General features: G+C 62.9%; 16 protein-coding genes. 10 read left to right on the top strand and 6 right to left on the bottom strand.

What is annotated here, in order from left to right:
* The first annotated feature begins 213 nt into the window (after positions 1-213).
* Positions 214-1,845: a methyl-accepting chemotaxis protein gene (locus HWE01_RS13380; RefSeq protein WP_008329416.1), complete on the top strand. Its 1,632-nt coding sequence runs from the start codon at positions 214-216 to the stop codon at positions 1,843-1,845.
* Positions 1,846-2,083: 238 nt separating this feature from the next.
* Positions 2,084-4,675: a 2-oxoglutarate dehydrogenase E1 component gene (locus HWE01_RS13375; protein ID WP_241822062.1), complete on the top strand. Its 2,592-nt coding sequence runs from the start codon at positions 2,084-2,086 to the stop codon at positions 4,673-4,675.
* A 204-nt stretch (positions 4,676-4,879) separates the two neighbouring features.
* Here HWE01_RS13375 and HWE01_RS13370 read toward each other — a convergent pair whose 3' ends face one another.
* From HWE01_RS13370 to HWE01_RS13350, 5 genes are all read right to left on the bottom strand, one after another.
* Entirely contained in the window at positions 4,880-5,380 is a 501-nt protein-coding gene (locus HWE01_RS13370; protein ID WP_008329413.1) for a Csu type fimbrial protein, read from the bottom strand.
* Positions 5,381-5,581: 201 nt separating this feature from the next.
* A complete protein-coding gene (locus HWE01_RS13365; RefSeq protein WP_241822061.1) occupies positions 5,582-6,067 on the bottom strand; it encodes a Csu type fimbrial protein in 486 nt (161 codons plus the stop codon).
* A 26-nt stretch (positions 6,068-6,093) separates the two neighbouring features.
* Entirely contained in the window at positions 6,094-8,376 is a 2,283-nt protein-coding gene (locus HWE01_RS13360) for a fimbria/pilus outer membrane usher protein (protein ID WP_241822060.1), read from the bottom strand.
* A gap of 17 nt (positions 8,377-8,393) precedes the next feature.
* On the bottom strand, positions 8,394-9,128 hold the full coding sequence (locus tag HWE01_RS13355; RefSeq protein ID WP_237713548.1) for a fimbrial biogenesis chaperone: 735 nt from the start codon (positions 9,126-9,128) through the stop codon (positions 8,394-8,396).
* Between the two features lie 250 nt (positions 9,129-9,378).
* Positions 9,379-9,867: a Csu type fimbrial protein gene (locus HWE01_RS13350; protein ID WP_008329404.1), complete on the bottom strand. Its 489-nt coding sequence runs from the start codon at positions 9,865-9,867 to the stop codon at positions 9,379-9,381.
* A 472-nt stretch (positions 9,868-10,339) separates the two neighbouring features.
* Between HWE01_RS13350 and HWE01_RS13345 the strand changes: the two genes are divergently transcribed.
* The 4 genes from HWE01_RS13345 (at position 10,340) to HWE01_RS13330 (ending at position 15,042) form a co-directional block, all read left to right on the top strand.
* Positions 10,340-12,142, top strand: a complete 1,803-nt coding sequence (locus HWE01_RS13345; RefSeq protein ID WP_008329403.1) for a sensor histidine kinase — start codon at positions 10,340-10,342, stop codon at positions 12,140-12,142.
* Positions 12,143-12,181: 39 nt separating this feature from the next.
* Positions 12,182-13,645, top strand: a complete 1,464-nt coding sequence (locus tag HWE01_RS13340) for a hybrid sensor histidine kinase/response regulator (protein WP_241822059.1) — start codon at positions 12,182-12,184, stop codon at positions 13,643-13,645.
* Positions 13,646-14,296 carry a response regulator gene (locus tag HWE01_RS13335; protein ID WP_008329401.1) on the top strand — a complete coding sequence of 217 codons (651 nt, stop codon included), beginning with the start codon at positions 13,646-13,648 and terminating at the stop codon, positions 14,294-14,296.
* A gap of 290 nt (positions 14,297-14,586) precedes the next feature.
* A complete protein-coding gene (locus tag HWE01_RS13330; RefSeq protein WP_034350402.1) occupies positions 14,587-15,042 on the top strand; it encodes a response regulator in 456 nt (151 codons plus the stop codon).
* A gap of 80 nt (positions 15,043-15,122) precedes the next feature.
* Here HWE01_RS13330 and HWE01_RS13325 read toward each other — a convergent pair whose 3' ends face one another.
* Positions 15,123-15,779: a Crp/Fnr family transcriptional regulator gene (locus tag HWE01_RS13325; protein WP_241822058.1), complete on the bottom strand. Its 657-nt coding sequence runs from the start codon at positions 15,777-15,779 to the stop codon at positions 15,123-15,125.
* Positions 15,780-16,070: 291 nt separating this feature from the next.
* On the opposite strand from HWE01_RS13325, the gene HWE01_RS13320 reads away from it, so the two are divergent.
* The 4 genes from HWE01_RS13320 to HWE01_RS13305 all read left to right on the top strand — a co-directional run bounded on the left by HWE01_RS13320 (position 16,071) and on the right by HWE01_RS13305 (position 21,132).
* A complete protein-coding gene (locus HWE01_RS13320) occupies positions 16,071-18,032 on the top strand; it encodes an AMP-dependent synthetase/ligase (RefSeq protein ID WP_175343436.1) in 1,962 nt (653 codons plus the stop codon).
* A 72-nt stretch (positions 18,033-18,104) separates the two neighbouring features.
* Positions 18,105-18,986: an ABC transporter ATP-binding protein gene (locus HWE01_RS13315; protein ID WP_241822057.1), complete on the top strand. Its 882-nt coding sequence runs from the start codon at positions 18,105-18,107 to the stop codon at positions 18,984-18,986.
* Positions 18,987-19,074: 88 nt separating this feature from the next.
* On the top strand, positions 19,075-19,989 hold the full coding sequence (locus HWE01_RS13310; RefSeq protein ID WP_008329390.1) for a branched-chain amino acid ABC transporter permease: 915 nt from the start codon (positions 19,075-19,077) through the stop codon (positions 19,987-19,989).
* A 66-nt stretch (positions 19,990-20,055) separates the two neighbouring features.
* Positions 20,056-21,132: a branched-chain amino acid ABC transporter permease gene (locus HWE01_RS13305; protein WP_175343571.1), complete on the top strand. Its 1,077-nt coding sequence runs from the start codon at positions 20,056-20,058 to the stop codon at positions 21,130-21,132.
* Positions 21,133-21,188: the final 56 nt, after the last annotated feature.

Raw genomic sequence — 21,188 nt, 5'->3', positions numbered from 1 at the left:
GTGTTTGAGGGAACCCGGTCCACTTTGTGCGGGCCGAGGAAGAAGGGCGTGAGCCGCTCCCCAACGATGTGAGAAGAACCCAAGAGATGGTCAGGCGGATTCGCAAGGTCGTGCAGTGTCATGGACAAACAGGGAAAGCGTGACGACGCGGGGTGATGTCGTCCGGCCTGGGCCTGCACGTAGGCATCTAATGGGATCTACAAGGGGGTAGCGATGAAGCTCGCCAATTTCAACATTGGCGTCCGCCTGGGCGGCGCATTTGCAATAGTCTTGCTGCTGATCGTGGTCACGGCCATGGTCGGCGTCAGGAACCAGTCTTCCAACAATGCTGAAATCAACAGCATCGTCAACGAGAAATACCAGCTCATCGCCTTGAGCAACCAGATCAAGAACAATGGCTACAAGGCCAACGCAGTGCTCTCCAACATCCTGCTGGCCACCACGCCAGAGGCGTCGGCCCGGTACATGGATGACTATGCCGGCTTGCGCCGCGCCAACACCGAAGCCTACAAGAAGCTGGAAGGTCTGCTCGATTCCGACAAGACCAAGGCCCTCTATGCAGAACAGACCAAGGCCCGTTCGGCCTATGGGGTGACCGTCCGCAAGTTCTTCGAGCTGATGAAGACCGGCGAGCGCGCCGAGGCCACTACCTTGTACCAGGGCGACATGTCGCGCCTGCAGGTGGATTACTTCGTCATGGTCGACAAGATGGTCAACTCGCTGGCACAGGAAATGGTGGACGATTCCGCGCAGGCCGCTGAAGACGGTCAGCTTGCCGTGATCCAGATGCTCGTGCTGGCAGCCGTGGCCGTGGTGGTGGCCTCGGTGATCGGCGTGCTCATCACGCGCTCCATCACCGCTCCCGTGCGCCACGCCGTCGTACTGGCCGAAGCCGTGGCTCAGGGTGACCTGTCCTACCGCCTCGATGCCGCGGGCAAGGACGAAATCAGTCGTCTGCTGCAGGCGCTGCAGCACATGAGCGATAACCTGCATGACACCGTCTCCAACGTACGCAATGGCACCTCGGCCATCGACATGGCCGCGCGCGAACTGGCACAGGGCAATCTGAGCCTGTCGGATCGCACCGAGCAGCAGGCCAGCTCGCTGGAAGAAACCGCCTCGGCCATGGAGCAACTGACCTCGGCGGTGCGCCAGAATGCCGACAACGCCCGCCAGGCCAGCGAGCTGGCCGTCTCGGCCTCCGACGTGGCAGTGCGGGGCGGGGCATCGGTGGAGCAGGTGGTCAACATCATGAGCGCCATCAGCACCTCCTCCGGCAAGATCGCCGACATCATCACGGTCATCGACGGCATTGCCTTCCAGACCAACCTGCTGGCGCTGAACGCCGCGGTGGAAGCGGCCCGCGCCGGTGAGCACGGACGCGGTTTTGCCGTCGTGGCCAGCGAAGTGCGTGGTCTGGCCCAGCGCAGCGCCGTGGCCGCCAAGGAAATCAAGTCGCTCATCGAGGGATCGGTCGGCCACGTCAAGGCCGGCAGCACCATCGTCGAACAGACCGTGGAGACCATCGATGAAGTCATCGCCAGCATCAAGCACGCCACCGACCTGATCACCGATATCAGCGCCTCCAGCAAGGAGCAGAGCGAGGGCATCGAGCAGATCAACCAGGCCATCAGCCAGATGGACCAGATGACCCAGGAAAACTCGGCCCTGGTGGAGCAGAACGCCGCCGCCTCCAAGGCCCTGCAATCGCAGGCCGAACAGCTGTCGGCACTGATGGGGCGCTTCCGTCTGAGCGAATTGCTGGCCCATGCCTACGCCACGCCACCGCGCAATGGTCCGCGCGAAAAGATCATTCAGCCCGAGCTGTCCCTGATCCAGGGCTGATGCCTCAGCCGGGCGGCGCACCCGCCGCCTGATCCCGGTTCCGCGAGGAGACCGCGCCCGCTTCATCACTGCGGGTGCGACAAGAACAAAGCGTCCCACCATGAACAGCTGCCGCACCAGGCCATCAAGCGCCTGGCAGTCGGCTGGCAGGGGAGGGCGCGCGTCCGTCGCGCGTGTCGTCATCGCCTGCGGGGCGTTGCGCGCGGCCTGTCCACGTCCTTGCCCAGAAAGGTTCGCCATGACGCTCCACCACTCTCCCGCCGCCGCCGAGCAGTTGTCCGATCCGCGCCAGGCCCTGGCCCACGCGCGCATTCACTCCTTCATCGAGGCCTATCGCAACGAAGGCTATCGGATTGCCGATATCGATCCCCTGGGCACGCTCTCCGTGCCCGAAATCCCCGCCTTGCTGCCGCAAAGTCATGATCTGAAGGATGAGGACCTGGCCCTGGCCCAGCACCGCTTTCTGGATGGGCTGGGTCTGACCAATGTGAAGGAATTGACGCATTTTCTGAGTCGGCTCTATTGCGGACCGCTCGGGCTGGACGCCAGTGGCGTGCGCGATGAAGCGCGCCGCCAGTGGCTCTTCGCCCGGCTGGCCACACGCGACCCCGGTGCCGAGCCGGGCGCCCAGGAGCGTGCCGCCGTGCTGGCCCGACTGGCTGCTGCGCAGCAGTGGGAGCACTATCTGCAGCAAGACTATCCGCAGGCCAAGCGTTTTTCCCTGGAGGGTTGCGAAGCCCTGCTGGTGTTGATGGATGCCCTGGTCGAACGCAGCAGCTTCTATCAGCTGGAGCGATTGTTCCTGGCCATGCCGCATCGCGGCCGCCTCAATCTGCTGGTGAACCTGATGCAGATGCCGGCCGCCGACATCGTGGCCTACTTCGATGCCAGTCGCACCACGCAAGCAGCTGCCGAGGCCGTGGACCTGCCCTACCACCTCGGTGCCGAGACCGTCCGCGCCACTGCCCATGGCCCCCTGGGCCTGTTCATGGCCCACAATCCCTCGCACCTGGAGAGCGCCTATCCCGTCCTGCTGGGCATGGTGCGCGGCTATCGCGCAGCGCATCCGCAATCGGCCATGCCGGCCTCGGTGGTGATCCATGGTGACGCCGCCTTCTGCGGCCAGGGCGTGGTGATGGAGTCGCTCAAGCTGGCCCAGCATCCCGGCTACACCGTGGGCGGTACGGTGCATGTGATCGTCAACAACCAGATCGGTTTTACCACGCCCAATCCGCTCGATCCCCTCAATCATGGCTATTGCACCGACATCGCCCGCATCGTCGGCGCGCCGGTACTGCACGTCAATGCCGACCAGCCGGAGGCGGTGTTGCGGGCGGCGCGCATGGCCTTTGACTATCGCATGCAGTTCGGCGCCGATGTGGTGATCGACCTGGTCGGCTATCGTCGCTGGGGTCATGCCGAACAGGACACCGCAACCGTGACCCAGCCCCTGCTGCACGGTTTCATCGACAAGCATCCGCCCGTCACGCAGCTCTATGCCCAGGCCGGCTGGCCAGGTTCGGAAGAGGGGGCGGCGTTGCTGGCAGCCAGCAGCCAGCAGGCCCTGGCGGGGTTCCGCGGCAGCCGTGCGTCGGCTCCGGCAAGCGCTCGGAGCGCAGCCGCCGTGGCCAGCAAGCCCGCGGCGCCAGATCTGCAGCGCCTGCGCCAGTTCGTCGAACGCATGACGCGCCTGCCCGAAGACTTTGCCGCCCATCCCGCCATCACGCGACTGATCGGCCAGTGGCAGGACTGCGTCAGTACGCCCGATCAGCCCTGCAGCTGGAACTTTGCCGAGAACATGGCCTATGCCTCCTTGCTGTGGGAAGGGCGGGGCCTGCGCATTTCGGGCATGGATGTGCAGCGCGGCACCTTCATGCAGCGCCATGCCGTGTGGCATGCGATCGATGCCGCGCAAGGCGTGCAGCAGGCTTTCTGGCCGCTGCGCCAGGTGGCCGCGCCCGGCACTGCGCTGGAGGTGATCAATTCGCCGCTCAGTGAAGAAGCCGTACTGGGATTCGAATACGGCTTCAGCGTCCAGGCCGCTGCCGGTACTGGCGCTGGCGCCCTGGTGATCTGGGAGGCCCAGTTCGGTGACTTCGTCAATGGCGCCCAGATCATGATTGACCAGTACATCAGCTCAGGCCGCGGCAAATGGGGCTACCCCTCGGCATTGACCGTGCTGCTGCCGCATGGCTATGAGGGCGTGGGACCGGAGCACTCGACCGCTTATCTGAGCCGCATGCTGCTGCTGTGCGCTCAACAGAACCTGCGCGTGGCCTGTCCGGCCAGCTCGGCGCAGTGGTTCCACCTGCTGCGAGAGCAGGCGCTGCAGGCAGACTGTCCACTGGTCGTCTTCACGCCCAAGTCGGTGCTGCATGGCCAGGCGGGTTCGCAGTCGCCCTTGTCGGCGCTGTTGCAGGGCGGCTTCCAGACGCTGATGCCCGACGCCGAGGCGCCACCGGAAGAACAGGTGCGGCGGGTGGTCCTGTGCAGCGGCAAGGTGTATTACGACCTGGTCGATGGACGCACCCGTGCCGGCGATGTGCGGACCGCCTTGCTGACCGTGGAGCAGCTGCATCCCTTCCCGCAGGACAGGCTGGCTGAGGTGTTGCGCAGCTATCCGAACCTGGAGGAAGTGATCTGGGTGCAGGAGGAAGAACGCAAGCAGGGTGCCTGGCTGTGCGTGCGCGATGCCATCGAAGCGTCCTTGCCGGCACAGGCAGGACTGCGGGCGGTGACCCGCCCTGATACCGATTCGGGACCGACCGCCTCCAAGATCCGTCATTACGCCCAGCAGGCGGCGCTGGTAGAGGCCGTCTTCCCGGTGTAGGTCGCGGATCCTGCGCCCGCAGAACAAAAAAAACGGTGTACTTCAACCTGAAGTACACCGCCCACCCCCTCCGGTTTCCCCGGTATCCATCACAGCTGACGTTGTAGTCCTTACCTTGGCGCATGGTCAAGCTGCAGCGCAATGGCGGCGACATGATCCTTGGGTCAAAAGCGCGTCATGCCGGCCTGTCGGCCATTCATCCGTTCAGTACGTCAGCGTCACGGTCACGGTATCCGAATAGGAACCGGCCAGCGGCGTCTGGGCTGCCGGGATCTGGCCATAGACGGTCAGCGTCTGGGTCAGGCCGGAACCGGTGCCGGTCAGGGTATCGGTGCCAATGGTCGACCCCCAGTTGTTGCTGCGGGCCGAGTCGCGGTACAGCGCATAGTTCAGGGTGCCGCCGCCGGCTGCGCTCATCTTGCGGTTGCTCACCGTGGAGCCGGTGCCGGTGCCGGCATCCAGGCCGACGTTGTAGGCCGTGCCGTTGGTGCACAGCACGGTGATGGTGCCGGTCTGGTTCACCACGCTCTGGGTGTAGGCGCCGAAGGCGATGGCCGAACCGACCACGGTGCAGGCGGCGACCACCGAAGCGCTGATGGTCAGCGTGCCGCTGGCCGTGGCAGCAAAGGAGGTGGGTGCGCTCGAGGCCAGCACCACGGCGGCGATGGAAGCGGCGACGAAACGATTTTGCTTGATGAAGAACATGCTGTTTCTCCTTGTCTGGCTGCCCCGTCCTCGCCCCTTGCAAGAACTTCCCTGTGCAGCGTTGGTATGGAGACACTTTAATTTCTCAGGCCCGTCACCGGCATCCGGCGATTCCCTAGCCCCCCGTCCTTTGGTGTCAGGGAAAACCTGAATCGCAACGAGAACGCCTCTCAAGCTCATCCGTACCACCCGGCGGCGCGCTCAATAGGTGATGAGCACCGTCAAGGTATCCAGATAACTGCCTGCCTTGACGTTCTGGCTGCCGGGCACGCGCCCGTAGACGGTATAGCTCCTGCTCACCGGCGCCAGCACCTGCAGCAGGTAGCCATCCGTGATGAAACCGGTGCTGGAAGAGCCATCCCCCCACACCTGGGTGCGCGCGGCGTCGAGATAGGCCTGGTGGTTCAGGCTGTTGGTGCCGCTGAGCATCTTGCGCTGCGCATAGGCGCCGCTGCTGCCGGCGCTGAGCTTGACGGTGTAGGCGATCAGCAGCGAAACGGTGGCCTGGCAGGTCACGGTGATGCTGCCGCTGTTGTCGATGTGGTTGCTCGACTGCGGGTCATAGAGCCCGAAGGACACCGGATTGGACGCCGCCGAGCACAGCTGCTGCGCCTGTGCCGGCGGGCAGCCCGTGACGATGGCCAGCGCCATGACGGCCAGGGGCAGGGGATGGATCTGGTTCTTCATGTGCTCTCCATGATGCGGGCCGCCCTTCAACGGCAGATCACGACTTCATTGCGCATGCCGCCGTCACTGCGCGCCGGTGGCGTCAGCGTGGCCTGGCAGCGCGCGCCCGAGGGCAACAGCACGTCCAGCGTGTTGACCGGCCCGAGCTCCTGTAGATAGCTCACGCCGTCGTAACCGACCGGTGCCTGCAGGCCGCTTTCGCGCACGCGGATGGACGATCCCAGGGGAATGAATTCACCCTTTGCATCCTTGAGGATAAGGGTCACATCGGAGGCGCGCCGGGCATTGAAATGCAGCACCACACCCGCGCGGTCACGCGGCCGCACGTATTGTTCGGACTGGTCCAGTTGCAGCGTCAGCGGCAGGTCCAGCACGTCCACCGAAATCTTGTTGACGTCATAGGCACGCAGGTCGGTGAGCAGCAATTGCCCCTTGTCGTCGGTACGGCCGACGTAGCGGTTTTCGTTGTAGATGCCCACGTTCTTGACGCCGCTGGTATTGACGACGGCAAAGCTGTCGTCGATCCAGTCAGTGGCAAAGGCGCTGCCGTCCATGAAGGCCAGAGCACCGCGCGCACCCAGACGCTCACTGGATACCCGGGCCGATTGCGAGGCTGCCGCGCTCAGGCTGCCATAACGACTCTTGTAGTTGAGCTGGCCGATGCGCTGGCGATAGCTGCCCTCGGTATCCTGCAGTTGCCAGCCGAGGTCGCCGATGGCCACCGTCGAACGGCTCGCCTGCAGCGTGCTGGTACGCTGGCCATTGTTGTTGCTCAGGCTGCCACCGGCCACATCCCGTCCGCCGAAGGGGATGATCAGGCCGATGGTGGCGCCATAGCCGCTGTTGCGGAAGTCCCGGTACGCCGTCAGATAGAGGTTGCTACTGCTGCCCACGGACTTGAACCAGGTCAGGGTGACAGTCTCGCTGTCGGCCAGGCTGCTGGTGCCGAGGTCCGTGAAGAGCAGCGGACTCTTGCTGCGCGCATAGGCCAGGCTCAGTGAGCCGTAGTCACGCAGGTTCAGGCCCAGCGTGGCCAGCGTGGCGCTGCGCGCGACCGGGGCGCCCTGCAGTGCACCGATATCCTGGTAGCCGCGGGTGGACTGGGTGCGCGACAGTGACAGGCTTACCGGATCGGCGTTGCGCTCGATGGCCAGCGACACCTGCTGGCCCGAACTGGCCTGGCTGCTGCTGGCCGCCAGCGAACCGGCCAGCACCGCCCGGTTGCTCAGGTTGAAGACGGCGCCGCCACCGGCCAGCCTGAGCTGGCGCATGGCTTCGGCATGGCCTTCCAGCGTGAGCCAGTCGCTCATGCCATGGCGTGCCGTGCCGGAGAGCGCAAACTGGCCGTAGTCGTTGCTGCGCAGGCCGTAGTTGCGGCGCACCCAGCCACCCTCGGCCGAATAGGAGGACAGGCCCGGTTTCAACAGCCGGTCGGTGGCGTAGAAGTTGATGGTACGGAAGGTCTGGCGCCCCAGCTCATCGGTGACGGCCACGGCGATCTGCCCGGCGCCGCTGGCAATGGGCGGCTGGCGGATCTCGAAGGGGCCGGGGGGGACTGGCTGCGAGAGCTGGCGTACGCCGTTGACGAACAGGTCGACGGTGGAGGGCACCACCGTCTCGCCGCCCAGCGATGGCGTCGGGAAGCGCACCAGGTCCGGCCGCAGGTTGAAATCCGAAGCGTACTGGAAGCCGCCCAGGCGCACCGAGCGGCTCCACGCAAGACTGCCATTGATGACGTCGCCCAGGCGATAGCGCGTGAGCGTGGCCGGTTCCGAATAGGTATAGGTCGACTCCAGCCGCGCCGATACGCCGCCGCTGTTGCCGGCATAGCCCAGGCCGGTGGAACTGAAGACACTGCTGCCGGAGAACCAGCGGGCATCGAACAGCCCGCCCAGTGCATGCTGGTTCTGGCTGCTGGAGGCCAGCAGGTCGTAGTTCAGCACCAGCCCGCGCCCGCCCGGTGACAGGGGGACCTTGCTGGTGATGCTGGCGGCGTCGATGTCGGTGGTATTCATGAAACGGGCTGGAACCGTCAGATTGATCCTGGCGCCGGCCTCGTCGAGGTCGACCGCCGTGGCAATGGCGCGCAGGGCGATGAGCTCTTCATCGGCGCCATCGACCCGCAGCCTGAGGCTGCGCAACTCCGCCGCCGTGGCATAGAGCGCCTGCTGGCGTCGCGTGAACTGCGCCACCAGGCTGGTGCCCCGGCCATTGATGGAGACCTCCAGCAAGAGGATCTCGTCCCCCGGCTCGGCTGCCCGTGCCAGCGCCACCATGGCCATGAGCAAGACCAGAGTGAGGCAGAGCAAACAGCGTGCCGCGCGAATCAAGGCACCACGGTGAGTTCGGCCTCAATCGGCCCGCCATCGCTGCTGGCAGTCAGCTTGACTCGGCTGCCCACGGCAAGCGGGGTGTCGTTTTCGATCAGGTATTGCCGGGTGATGCCGGCCAGGGTATAGGGATTGCCGCCGGCCGGGGCACTCAGCTTCTTGCCATTGGGCAGCGTCAGCGCCAGGTCCAGCAGGCGCGCGCGCCGGTTGCCGCTGTTCTCGACCTGCAAGCGCAAGGGCTTGCCGGCGCGCAGCTGGTATTGCAACTGGGCCTTGGGCGGCGTCACCGGTGCGATGAACACCGGCATGGAAATGCGGAACTTGAAATTGATGGTGGCACCCTCGGTCGCCGAGGGGATTTCATCGATCAGCAGACGATAGGCGATCTCGCTGGGCGCGGCAGGCTGTTTGGCCACCACCCGGATCACCTGTGAAGCACCCGGCGCCAGGTTGAACACCGGTGGACTGATGATCAGGTTTTGCGTGGGCTGCAGCTCATCCTTGCTGTCGGCCTGCTGCCAGTCGTAGGCGCGCAGTTGCAGCGAAACGTTGTGACTGTCGTTGTTGACGATCTTGATCACGCCAGCCGTACGCGAGGACGAGAGCTCCAGCACCACCGGGGCAATTTCGAAATTGGAGGCCTGGGCCATCGGCCATCCCCCCGCCAGTGTCAGGCAGGCCAGCGCAGTCGTACGCACCAGCCGCCCCCCTATGGATGCTGAACTCGTCACGCCAGGACATCTCCACTCTGGTTGTCAGATCGTTGTCAGTTTTTTGCTAGATTAAAACGAAACAGGACAACAAGTGTGAAGAAAGTTGCAAGTGAGCCACACAATGTGATCAATAATCAAGAAAATATTTGCTCAACAGTAACCGTCAGGCGCCGGCGCAGAGCACTTGCCCAAGAAAAATGGCGCACTCTCCGGCAAGAGAGTGCGCCAAGGCATGTCGGTGCCGGGCGCTGCGCGCCCGCCCTCAGGGTCAGTAGGACAGAGTAATGGCCACGACGTCACTGTAGCTGCCGGCACGAGCGGTTTGCCCGCCCGGGATGTAGCCATAGACCGGGATGTTCTGGGTGCTGCCATTGCCCACGCCAGCCACGGTATCGCTGCCGTTGCTGTTGCCCCAGGAACGGGTGCGTGCGGCGTCCTGGTACAGCCCATAGTTGAGCGTATTGACGCCATCGGTCGTGCTCAGCTTGCGCGTGGCCACATTGGCACCGCTGCCGGTCCCGGCATCCAGGCTGACGGTATAGCTGGTGCCGTTGGAGCAGGCCACGCCGATCTGCGCGTTCTGCTGCAGCGCGCTGGCCGCATAGGTGCCGAAGGGGAGGGCGGCGCTCTGCACCACGCATTGCGAGGGCACGACGGCCGAAATGTCGAGGTTGCCAGTGGAAGAGACAGCCAGCGCATCCAGGTTGGCGCAGCACAGCAGGCCGGCCGCCAGTAACAGGGAATGGGAATTTTTCATCAGAAGACGCGCCGTCAAAGCTCAGGAAGAGACCCTGAAAAAACAGGTAAACATCGGAATCTATTATAGAATTAATTCGAATAAACAATCGGAAAATGCCGGATGCCGATGCAGGATGCGCTTCTCCTGCTGCATCCCCGCAACAGCGTTTTCCATGAATTCGAAGAATTTGGTTCCATTTGCTGACAGAAAGAAAACAGTTGATATCGGATTGCCATCACGCCGATATCGGGACAGGCAGCAAGGAGAGACTTCGGCAGCCCCATTCAAGCCCTGGCGCAGACAGGGGGGCGGGCAGCCGGGGGGGGAATGCCGAGGTCGCATCAGGCGGCCTTGGCATGCGCGGTTCCCGTCAATGCAGATGTGTGAAAAGCCGTGCAGCCTTGCTTCATGCACGCCGCTTTCGGGCCGGTGGTCGGGTAACCGGCTGTCAAGCCGGAAGCGTGACTGGCAGACCAATGAAACGTGAACCATGCCGATAACTAGACAAAGCGGACTGGCGCGCGCCAGCACCGGCATTTTCTTCCTGCTGGCCCTGTTGCTGTCGCTGGGGGTAGCTGCATTTTCCTACCACAGCGTGCGCGATTTCGAGCAGCACGCCGTCTGGCTGCAGCATAGCCACCAGGTGATCAACAAGCTGGAACAAACCAATTCCACCGTACGCGACGTGGTCAGCAATTCGCGCGGATTCGCGCTGTCGGGCCGGGAAGAATATCGCGACGGCTTCGATACCGGCCAACGCCAGATCACCGTATTGCTGCAGGAGTTGCGTGAGCTGCTGAGTGACAACCCGCAGCAGACGCGCCTGCTGCGGCAGACCGAAGAGCTGGTGCAGCAGCGTCTGCAGTTGTCGCGCCAGTTGATGGCATTGAGCCCCGAGCAGGGGCGCATCCGCGTGCTTGAGGGCAAGGCGCTGAGCGATCATATCCGCCAGGGCTTCGAGCAGATGAAGGGCAACGAGAACGCGCTGCTGGCCACGCGCGCGCGTGACACCGCGATGAGCGCGAATCTGACCATCTTCATGGTCATCAGCGGCAGCCTGCTGAGCATGGCGCTGCTGCTGCTGGTCTATCGCAAGCTGCGCAAGGAAATGACGCGGCGGGTGGAAGCCCAGCAGCGCGCCCAGGCCTATTCGGACGAGATCGAGGACCTCTACAACAATGCGCCCTGCGGCTATCACTCGGTGGACGAGAGCGACAAGGTCATCATCAAGATCAACGATACCGAACTCAAATGGCTGGGCTATACGCGCGAACAGGTGGTCGGCCGCATGACCCAGGCCGACCTGCTGACCCCGGCCAGCGCCCGGCGTTATGCCCAGGAGCTGCATCCGCAGTTCCTGCTCAAGCGCGAGATCAGCGGCATCGACCTCAATTTCCGGCGTGCCGATGGCAGTGAATTCACTGCATTGGTGAACGCCACGGCCATCCCCAGTCGCGACAACAGCAAGCTCATCAGCCGCACCGTCATCTATGACATCTCCGAGCGCAAGCGCGCCGAGGAAGAGATCGAGGCCCTCAATGCCGACCTGGAACGCCAGGCCCAGCATCTGCACAACGTGAACAAGGAACTGGAGAGCTTTTCCTATTCGGTCTCGCACGACTTGCGCGCGCCCCTGCGCGCCATCTCCGGTTATGCCATGATCCTGGAAGAGGATTACGCCCATGCCATCGACGAGAAGGGCCGCGAGCAATTGCAGGTGATCCGGCGCAACGTGCGCAAGATGGATGCGCTGATCAATGACCTGCTCAAGCTGGCCAAGTCCACCACCGGTGAACTGACCTTGCAGCGCTTCTCGATGGAGGAACTGGTGGGCCAGGTGGTGGCCGGTCTGCAGCAGGAAAACCCCGGCGTGATCTTCGAGGTGGCGCATCTGGAAGGCGCCGTGGCCAATCGCGGCCTGATTGCCCAGGTATGGGAAAACCTGCTTGCCAACGCCGTGAAGTTCAGCAGCCGCAGCGAACAGCCGCGCGTGCGCGTGACCATGCAGGCCGATGCCGAAGAATACGTCTACGGTGTGCACGACAACGGCGTCGGCTTTGACATGCGCTATGCCCACAAGCTCTTTGGCACCTTCCAGCGCCTGCACCGCCAGGAGGAATATGCCGGCACCGGCATCGGCCTGGCGCTGGTGCAGCGCATCGTGGTGCGCCACACCGGTCGGGTATGGGCCGAGAGCAAGCCCAGGGAAGGTGCCAGCTTCTACTTTGCGCTGCCGCGCAAGGGGGTGGTCCCCAGCCTGGGCGAGTCGCGTCGCTCTTCCGACGAAAATTGAGGAGGTCAACTCCGTGAGCCAGATTGAGAGACAGGTCCCATGAGCATTCCCCTGCGCGTACTGTTCGTCGAAGACATGGAAGAAGACGCCGTGCTGATGGTGCGCGAGTTGAAGCGCGGCGGCTTCGATCCGGCCTGGGAACGGGTCGACGACGAACAGGCCCTGTTGGCGGCGCTGCAGGCACAGCGCTGGGACATCGTCATCTCGGATTATTCCATGCCCATGTTCTCGGGCGTGGAAGCCTTGAAGCTGGTCAAGGCCCACAACGACCAGACGCCCTTCATCATCGTCTCCGGCGTGATCGGCGAACAGACGGCGGTGGAAGTGATGAAAGCCGGCGCCCAGGACTACTTCTTGAAAAGCGCCATCGCCCGCCTGCCCCATGCGGTCGACCGCGAGCTGCGCGACGCCCAGGCGCGGCGCAAGCAGCGCGCCAGCGCCCAGGCCCTGCGCGAGATGCAGGCGCGCTTCAATGCCTTCATGAACGCGGCCCCCATGCCGACCTGGATCAAGGATGCGCAGCTGCGCTACAGCTACGTCAACCCGGCGCAATCGGCCTTCTACGGCATGACCCCGCATGACATGGATGGCATGACCGACGCCGAGCTGATGACCACGGGCGGTGCCGAAGCCTCGCGCGAATACGACCGCAAGGTGCTCGAAGAAAAGTGCGAGCTGCACACCCAGGAAACCGTGTTCGACCATAACCACAACGCCCGCATCCTCGATGTGGTGCGCTTCCCGATCAGCGGCGAAGGCAAGGGTGACATGGTGGCCGGTCTGGCCATCGACGTTACCGAGCGCGAGCAGTCGCGCCGCGAGCTGGAGCTGGCGATCCAGCGCCAGCAACTGCTGTCCTCGCGCGTGATCGAGGTGCAGGAGCGCGAACGCCAGCACCTGGCGCGCGGCCTGCATGATGACGTCGGCCAGTCGCTCACCGCCCTGAAGATCAACCTGGAAACCATCAAGAAGACCGGTTCTCTGGAAGGCCCCTCGCTGCAGAACGGCATCGACATCGTCACCGCCGTGCTGGCCCAGGTGCGCAGCCTGTCGCTGGACCTGCGCCCGCCGCAGCTGGACAACCTGGGACTGATCGCGGCCCTGCGCTCCTACGTGGAGCAGAAGTCCAAGCTGGCCAACGTGCATGGCTGGTTCGAGAGCAGCGGCCATGACGGAGAATTGCACCACGACATCGAGAACACCGCCTTTCGCATCGTGCAGGAAGCGGTCACCAACATCCTGCGCCATGCGAAGTGCCAGAACATCTGGGTCAAGATCGACCGCCAGCACGACCAGGTCTACCTCAGCATCCGCGATGACGGCAAAGGTTTCGACATCGAGCGTGCGCGCAGCAACGCCATTTCCGGCACCAGTTTCGGCCTGCTCAACATGGAAGAGCGGGCGGTGCTGGTAGGCGGCTCCATGGATATCACTTCGGCGCCCGGCGCAGGGACGGAAATCGTCATGCACCTGCCGGTCGCCCCCATCGTCAGGAGGATGTAAATGCTTACTCGAATCATGCTGGCCGACGACCACGCCCTGGTGCGCAGCGGCATCAAGGCCCTGCTCACCGCCATGCCGGGCGTGGAGGTGGTGGGTGAGGCCTCCGATGGCGCCGAGGTCATCGAGATGATCCCGCAATTGAAACCCGACCTGGTGCTGCTGGACATCGCCATGAAAGGCATGAACGGCCTGGAAGCGCTGCGCCGCCTGCGGGGCGAGTACCCGACCATCCGCTTCCTGATGCTGTCCATGTATGGCAGCGAGGAATACGTGATGCAGGCCTTGAATGCCGGGGCCAACGGCTATCTCTTCAAGGATTCGGCCGCCACCGAGCTGGAAAAAGCCCTGTATGAAGTAAAACACGGTCGCCAGTATCTGGATTCGCACATCTCGCGCGAGGCGCTGGACAACTATATGAAGCGTGTTGCACAAAACGGTACGCCCGTCGAAGTGCTGACCCCGCGCCAGCGCGAAATCCTGCAATTGATCGCCGAAGGCAACAATACCAAGGAGATCGCCTACCAGTTGAACGTCAGCGCCAAGACCATCGAGACCCACCGGGCGCAGCTAATGGAGCGCCTGGACATCCGCGACGTGCCCGGCCTGGTGCGCTATGCCATCCGCACCGGCATTGCCACTCCGGACAAGTGACAAAAGCCTTGGGTGAAGAGATATTCACATTCAGGAAAAATCTGAGTTTTTTTGAAAATGCCTGTGCAATAATCCCCTGACAGTACGGGAATCGGCGTCGGTACTGGTGTGAAGCAGAGCGCCGATGCTGGAACGAAGCCGCAGGGCAGCTGCCGCAGTCACCTTGACTGGCGGGCGTTGCCTCCGGGGATGGGCGGGGCAGGCGGCAACGCGATGCAGGATGACTGTGATGTGGTCATCCAGACAAGAACGGTTCCAGCGTGACATTTATTGAAGAAAGCGATCCATCCATGGATATCGAGCAATATGACATCATCCTCGTCGACGACAGCCCGGAAGTGGCGGAGTTGACACGCCTGGCGCTGGGTAGCCGCAAGCTGGCCGACAAGCTGACCTGGTTTGCCGATGCGGAGCTGGCCGAGGAATTCTTCTTCCAGGGGGAATACGCCAATCGCCGCGACCTGCATCCCTACCTGATCCTGCTGGACCTGAACCTGCCGCTGATGAGCGGGCACGATTTCCTGAAGATCATCAAGTCCAATGCCGCCACCTCGCACATTCCGGTGGTGATGTTTTCTTCTTCGGACGACCAGCGCGACATCAACCAGAGCTATGAACTGGGCGCCAATGGTTACGTTGTCAAATCCACGGACCCCAAGGAGTTCATGGGGACGGTGGCAGATACCGGCATTTACTGGCGCAACCGCAATCGTCCGGCGCGCGGGGATGAGGCGACCACGCCCTGAGCGGCGCGATACGCCCACGAAAAAGCGCGGCCAGGCCGCGCTTTTTTCATGTCTTCATGCGCCGTGCCCGGGGATGCGTTTCACCCCGGAAATTGCCGCAGACCTTCCAGGTCATTGATGGTGATGCTGCCATAGTCGACCTTCAGCAGGCCGGCCTTTTCCAGCACTTGCAGAGCCTGGTTGGCGCGCTGGCGCGAGGTGCCGGAGAGGTTGCCGACTTCCTCCTGCGAGATTTGCAGATTCAGGCCGATGCCCGGATTCAGATAGGGATTGAACAGCGCCGCCAGGCAGCGTGCCACGCGGGCATCCGGCTCCAGCATGCGGTCGTATTCCACCAGCGAAATGAACAGCGCCAGACGCTCGTTCAATTGCGTGACCAGGAAGCGGTTGAAGGGGATGCTGTTGTCCAGCAGCCAGATGTAGGTGGCCTTGGGCATGTACAGCAGTTCGCTCTCGCGCAGAGCCACCACGTCATACCTGCGCGGTTCGTCCTTGAGCAGCGAACCCTCGCCCAGCCAGCCGCCGTTGGCCATGCCCGCAAAAGAGACGGTCTTGCCCTCGGGCGAGACACTGCTCATCTTCAGCAAGCCTTCATGTACGCCGATCCAGTGCGCCACCGGATCGCCCTTGCGGCAGACGTAACCGCCGGCCGGGATCTTGCGGCTGACTACCTCCGCCTCGACCCGGGCCAGCTGTTCTTCGGTCAGCGCCTGCGCCCAGATGCTCTTGGACAGCATGCGTCGAATTGATGTCTCCATGATGATGCGTCGCAATATCGAAAGTTTTGTCAATTGTCGGTGAGATGACATCCACTGGCAACCACTCAAACTACTATCATCGCAAAAAAGGCCCTGACCAAAAGGTCTGGCCAAACAAAGAGACAGGACGGCTGGCATGCCAGACATCATGACTGCGGCAGTAAGAGCAGCGTAAGCCTGGCAGCACAGACTGATCCGACACCGGATTCGTATCCTCATGCAATCCCATGAAGGAAACGGATCTTTCGAACCTGCACAAGAAGGTGGGAAATGGTGGAGACGAGACAAGACAAGCAAGCCGCGACCTTTCCGCGGCTGTTGCAGGCACATGCCCAACGACGCCCCGAACGGGCGGCCTTCCGCGAGAAGGATCTGGGCATCTGGCAGACCACGACCTGGCGCCAGGTGGCCGAGGAGGTGCGCAGCTTTGCCTGTGGCCTGGCCGCATTGGGTTTCAAGCGCGGCATGAGCCTGGCCATCATCGGCAACAACTGCCCGCGCCTGTACTGGGCCATGAGCGCGGCCCAGGCGCTGGGTGGCATGCCGGTGCCGCTGTATCAGGATGCGCCTGCGGCTGACATGGCCTACGTGCTGGCCGATGCCAACGTCGACTTCGTCATGGCCGAAGATCAGGAGCAGGTCGACAAGGTCTTCGAGATCAAGGAAAACCTGCCCCGCATTGCCCACGTCATCTATGACGACGAGCGCGGCATGCGCAACTACCACCAGCCCGAGCTGCTGTCCTTTGCCCGCGTGCAGGAACTGGGTCGTGCCTACGAACATGCGCATCCGGGATTCTTCGAGCAGGAGGTGGCGGCGGGCTCGCCCGATGACGTGGCCATCATCCTCTACACCTCCGGCACCACCGGCAAGCCCAAGGGCGTGTGCCACTCGCATCGGGCCATGATCACCACCGCCACCACGCTGGTGGAATTCGATCATCTCGACGAGAACGACGACATCCTCTGCTATCTGCCGCTGGCCTGGGTCGGAGACTTCCTGTATTCCTTCGCGCAGCAGCACGTGGCCGGCTTCTGCCTGAATTGCCCGGAGTCGCCCAACACGGTCATGAGCGACCTGCGCGAGATCGGCCCGACGTATTACTTTGCTCCGCCGCGCGTCTACGAAAACATCCTCACGCAAGTGATGATCCGCATCGAGGATGCCGGCTGGATCAAACGCAAGATGTTCCATGGCTTCATGAAGGTGGCGCGCCGGGTCGGCATGCGCATCCTTGATGGCAAGCCTGGCGTGTCGCTGGCAGACCGCCTGCAATACGCCATCGGCAACCTGCTGGTCTACGGGCCGCTCAAGAACGTGCTGGGCATGTCGCGCCTGCGCGTGGCCTATACCGGCGGCGAGGCCATCGGTCCGGACCTGTTCGACTTCTATCGCTCGCTGGGCATCAACCTCAAACAACTCTACGGCATGACCGAGACCTGCGTGACGGTCTGCATGCAGCCCTCCGGTGACGTCAAGCTCGATAGCGTGGGTCGTCCCATGAAGGGCGTGGAAGTGCGCATCGATGCCAATGGCGAAGTGCTGGTGCGCTCGCCGGGCCTGATGAAGGAATATTTCAAGCGGCCCGATGCCACCGCCGAAGCCATCGACCAGGACGGCTACTTCCATACGGGAGATGCAGGTTTCTTCGACAGCGACGGCCACCTCAAGATCATCGACCGCGCCAAGGATGTCGGCAAGATGGCCAGCGGCAGCATGTTCGCGCCCAAGTACATCGAGAACAAGCTGAAGTTCTTCCCCTTCATCAAGGAAGCGGTGGCCTTCGGCAGCGGTCGCCAGCAGTGCATGGCCTTCATCAACATCGACATGGATGCCGTGGGCAACTGGGCCGAGCGTCGCAACCTGCCCTACAGCGGCTACACCGACCTGGCCGCCAACCCGGCGGTCTACGAGCTGGTGCGCGAGTGCGTGGAAAAGGTCAATGCCGACCTGGTGGCGGACCCCTTGCTGGCCGATTCGCAGATCCATCGCTTCCTGATCCTGCACAAGGAACTGGATCCCGACGACGAGGAGCTCACCCGTACCCGCAAGGTCCGGCGCGGCTTCATCGCCGACAAGTACGCAGTGCTCATCGAGGCGCTCTACGCAGGCCATGCGTCGCAGTACATTGAGACCCAGGTCAAGTTCGAGGATGGTCGCCAGGGCATGATCTCGGCCGACCTCAGAATCGCCGACGCCAGGACCTACCAGACGCTGCAAAGCGCCGCCTGAGCCGCCCGCAGTCCCGTCCCGGAGGCGTCATCGCATCCGGCTTGCAGCGTAGCCCGACCAGACCACCGCTGAATGAACACCACCATGAAACGACACCTGAGTTCCGAAATCCTGCCTGCGGGCCTGCCGCCGGTGGCCAGCCCCGATGACCAAGCCCCGGAGGTGGCCGCCAATGGCCGCCGCATCGGCGAGGTGATCCTCGATCTGCAGAACATCTCGCTGTCCTTCGGTGGCGTCAAGGCGCTCACCGATATTTCCTTCAACGTGCGTGAGCATGAGATCCGCGCCATCATCGGTCCCAATGGCGCCGGCAAGAGTTCGATGATCAATGTCATCAACGGCGTCTACCATCCGCAGAAAGGCAGCATCCTCTATCGCGGCCAGCCCCGCCTGGGCATGCACCCCAGCAGCATCGCGCGCCAGGGCATCGCCCGCACCTTCCAGAACATTGCGCTCTTCAAGGGCATGACGGTACTGGACAACATCATGACCGGCCGCAACACCAAGATGCGTTCCGGCCTGCTCTCCAACGCCCTGTGGTGGGGGGCGGCCCGCAACGAGGAAATCGAACATCGGCGCAAAGTCGAAGAAGTGATCGATTTCCTCGAAATTCAACACATCCGCAAGACGCCCGTGGGGCGCCTGCCTTACGGCCTGCAAAAGCGTGTGGAACTGGCGCGCGCACTGGCGGCCGAGCCGCACATGCTGCTGCTGGACGAACCCATGGCCGGCATGAACGTGGAAGAAAAACAGGACATGTGCCGCTTCATCCTCGATGTCAATGACCAGTTCGGTACCACCATCGTGCTCATCGAACACGACATGGGCGTGGTCATGGATATCTCGGATCGTGTGGTGGTACTGGATTACGGCAAGAAGATCGGTGATGGCACGCCCGATGAAGTGATGTGCAATGAAGACGTGATCAAGGCATACCTCGGGACTTCGCACTGAGCGCTGCAAGCCCTGGATTATCTTCATCTTGAAGCGATATAAACAATATAAACAATAAATACAAAAAGACGGCAGGCAAGGAGACGACATGCAATTCTTCCTCGAAGTCACCCTGAGCGGATTGCTCTCTGGGCTGATGTATTCTCTGGTGGCGCTGGGCTTCGTGCTGATCTACAAGGCATCCGGCGTATTCAATTTTGCCCAGGGCGCGATGGTGTATTTCGCCGCGCTGGCGGTGGTGGGGCTGATGGAGAAGGGCATGCCGATGTGGGCCGCCATCATCGGCGCCTTCGCGGTCATGATCCTGGTGGGCTTGGCGACTGAACGCTTCGTGCTGCGCAAGCTGGTGAACCAGCCGCCGATCACCTTGTTCATGGCCACCATCGGTCTGACTTTTTTCCTGGAGGGCCTGGGCCCCTTGCTCTTCGGCAGCGAGGTGCGGCCCATCGATCTGGGCATCGTCGATGAACCGATCCAGTCGGTGATGGACAGCATGGGGATCGGCATTTCCAAATTTGACCTCTTCGCCTCCGGCATGGTGGTGGCCTTGGTGGCGGCGCTGGCGCTGTTCTTCCAGAAGACCAAGGTCGGTCGCGCTCTGCGTGCGGTGGCCGACGATCACCAGGCGGCGCTGTCTCTGGGCATCCCGCTGCAGCACATCTGGGCCGTGGTGTGGGGCGTGGCCGGGTTCGTGGCCCTGATTGCAGGTCTGCTGTGGGGTTCGCGCAATGGCGTGCAGTTCGCCCTGACCATGACGGCCTTGAAGGCGCTGCCGGTGCTGATCCTGGGGGGCTTCACGTCGATCCCGGGTGCCATTGTCGGCGGCCTCATCATCGGCGCCTCCGAGAAGCTGGCCGAGATCTACATCCCGCCGGTCATGCAGGACGCCTTCGGCGGCAACTTCGGTGGTATCGAAGGCTGGTTCCCGTATGTGTTTGCGCTGCTGTTCCTGCTGGTGCGCCCGGAAGGATTGTTCGGCGAGCGGCATATCGACCGTGTATGACAAAACGCTGATTCCAATGTTGGCGATATGTCGCCACAGGTGCCATGCAGGAACAAGGAGAACATGATGCTGTACCGTGAAGCCGGACAATTCAAGACAAGCTACATCGCCGACAGTCAGATCTTCCCGATCCGCCAGGATCGCATCCTCTTTACGCTCTTCATGGTGTTCGCCTTCGTGGGCGTGCCGCTGTTGGGCAATGAATACTGGTTCTCGGCCATCCTGGTGCCGTTCCTGGTGTTTGCGCTGGCCGCACTCGGTCTGAACGTGCTGACCGGTTACGCCGGTCAGCTCTCGTTGGGGTCGGCGGCCTTCATGGCGGTGGGGGCGTACGCGGCCTACAATTTTCAACTGCGGGTGGAAGGCATTCCCATCGTCGCCACGCTGCTGCTCTCGGGTGGCTGTGCCGCGCTGGTGGGTGTGCTGTTCGGGCTGCCGTCGCTGCGCATCAAGGGTTTCTATCTGGCCGTGGCCACGCTGGCGGCGCAGTTCTTCGTGGTGTGGGCGCTGACCAAGTTTCCCTGGTTCTCCAACAATTCCTCTTCCGGCGTGATCAGCACCCCCAAGATCGATTTCTTCGGCATCGCCATCGACAGCCCGGTACGCAAGTATCTCTTCGTGCTGGGCGTGGTGAGCGTACTGGCGCTGGTGGCCAAGAACCTGGTGCGCTCCTCCACCGGGCGCGCCTGGATGGCAGTGCGCGACATGGACGTGGCCGCCGAAGTGATCGGCATCCCCTTGATGCGCACCAAGCTGACCGCCTTCGCAGTGAGCTCCTTCTACTGCGGCGTGGCCGGTGCCCTGTATGCGTTCTGCTACCTGGGCTCGGTGGAACCGGACGGCTTCTCGCTGGACCTGTCCTTCCGCATCCTCTTCATGATCATCATCGGCGGCGTGGGCAGCATCCTCGGTTCCTTCCTGGGGTCGGCCTTCATCCTTCTGCTGCCGATCTTCCTGGACAACGCGCTGCCGCCGCTGGCAGCCCTGTTGCACCTGCCCTTCACCAATGCCACCGTGTCGCACATCCAGATGATGATGTTCGGTGCCCTGATCATCTTCTTCCTGATCGTCGAGCCGCACGGGCTGGCACGACTGTGGCAGATCGCCAAGGAAAAACTGCGCCTGTGGCCGTTCCCGCACTAGGCGCACAAGCAGCAACGAGGTAGGTGGAGGCCGGGATGCCGGCGTCCGATAAAAGT

It is taken from the genome of Herbaspirillum sp. C7C8, assembly GCF_022627875.1.
In the GTDB taxonomy this organism is placed as follows: domain Bacteria; phylum Pseudomonadota; class Gammaproteobacteria; order Burkholderiales; family Burkholderiaceae_D; genus Herbaspirillum.
Note: the sequence above shows the minus strand (reverse complement) of the source record. Positions and strands in the feature narration are given on the sequence as shown.

Coding starts and splice junctions, on each gene's coding strand:
- HWE01_RS13380 (WP_008329416.1), top strand. CDS start 214: ATGAAGCTCGCCAATTTCAACATTGGCGTCCGCCTGGGCGGCGCATTT.
- HWE01_RS13375 (WP_241822062.1), top strand. CDS start 2,084: ATGACGCTCCACCACTCTCCCGCCGCCGCCGAGCAGTTGTCCGATCCG.
- HWE01_RS13370 (WP_008329413.1), bottom strand. CDS start 5,380: ATGTTCTTCATCAAGCAAAATCGTTTCGTCGCCGCTTCCATCGCCGCC.
- HWE01_RS13365 (WP_241822061.1), bottom strand. CDS start 6,067: ATGAAGAACCAGATCCATCCCCTGCCCCTGGCCGTCATGGCGCTGGCC.
- HWE01_RS13350 (WP_008329404.1), bottom strand. CDS start 9,867: ATGAAAAATTCCCATTCCCTGTTACTGGCGGCCGGCCTGCTGTGCTGC.
- HWE01_RS13345 (WP_008329403.1), top strand. CDS start 10,340: ATGCCGATAACTAGACAAAGCGGACTGGCGCGCGCCAGCACCGGCATT.
- HWE01_RS13340 (WP_241822059.1), top strand. CDS start 12,182: ATGAGCATTCCCCTGCGCGTACTGTTCGTCGAAGACATGGAAGAAGAC.
- HWE01_RS13335 (WP_008329401.1), top strand. CDS start 13,646: ATGCTTACTCGAATCATGCTGGCCGACGACCACGCCCTGGTGCGCAGC.
- HWE01_RS13330 (WP_034350402.1), top strand. CDS start 14,587: ATGGATATCGAGCAATATGACATCATCCTCGTCGACGACAGCCCGGAA.
- HWE01_RS13325 (WP_241822058.1), bottom strand. CDS start 15,779: ATGCTGTCCAAGAGCATCTGGGCGCAGGCGCTGACCGAAGAACAGCTG.
- HWE01_RS13320 (WP_175343436.1), top strand. CDS start 16,071: ATGGTGGAGACGAGACAAGACAAGCAAGCCGCGACCTTTCCGCGGCTG.
- HWE01_RS13315 (WP_241822057.1), top strand. CDS start 18,105: ATGAACACCACCATGAAACGACACCTGAGTTCCGAAATCCTGCCTGCG.
- HWE01_RS13310 (WP_008329390.1), top strand. CDS start 19,075: ATGCAATTCTTCCTCGAAGTCACCCTGAGCGGATTGCTCTCTGGGCTG.
- HWE01_RS13305 (WP_175343571.1), top strand. CDS start 20,056: ATGCTGTACCGTGAAGCCGGACAATTCAAGACAAGCTACATCGCCGAC.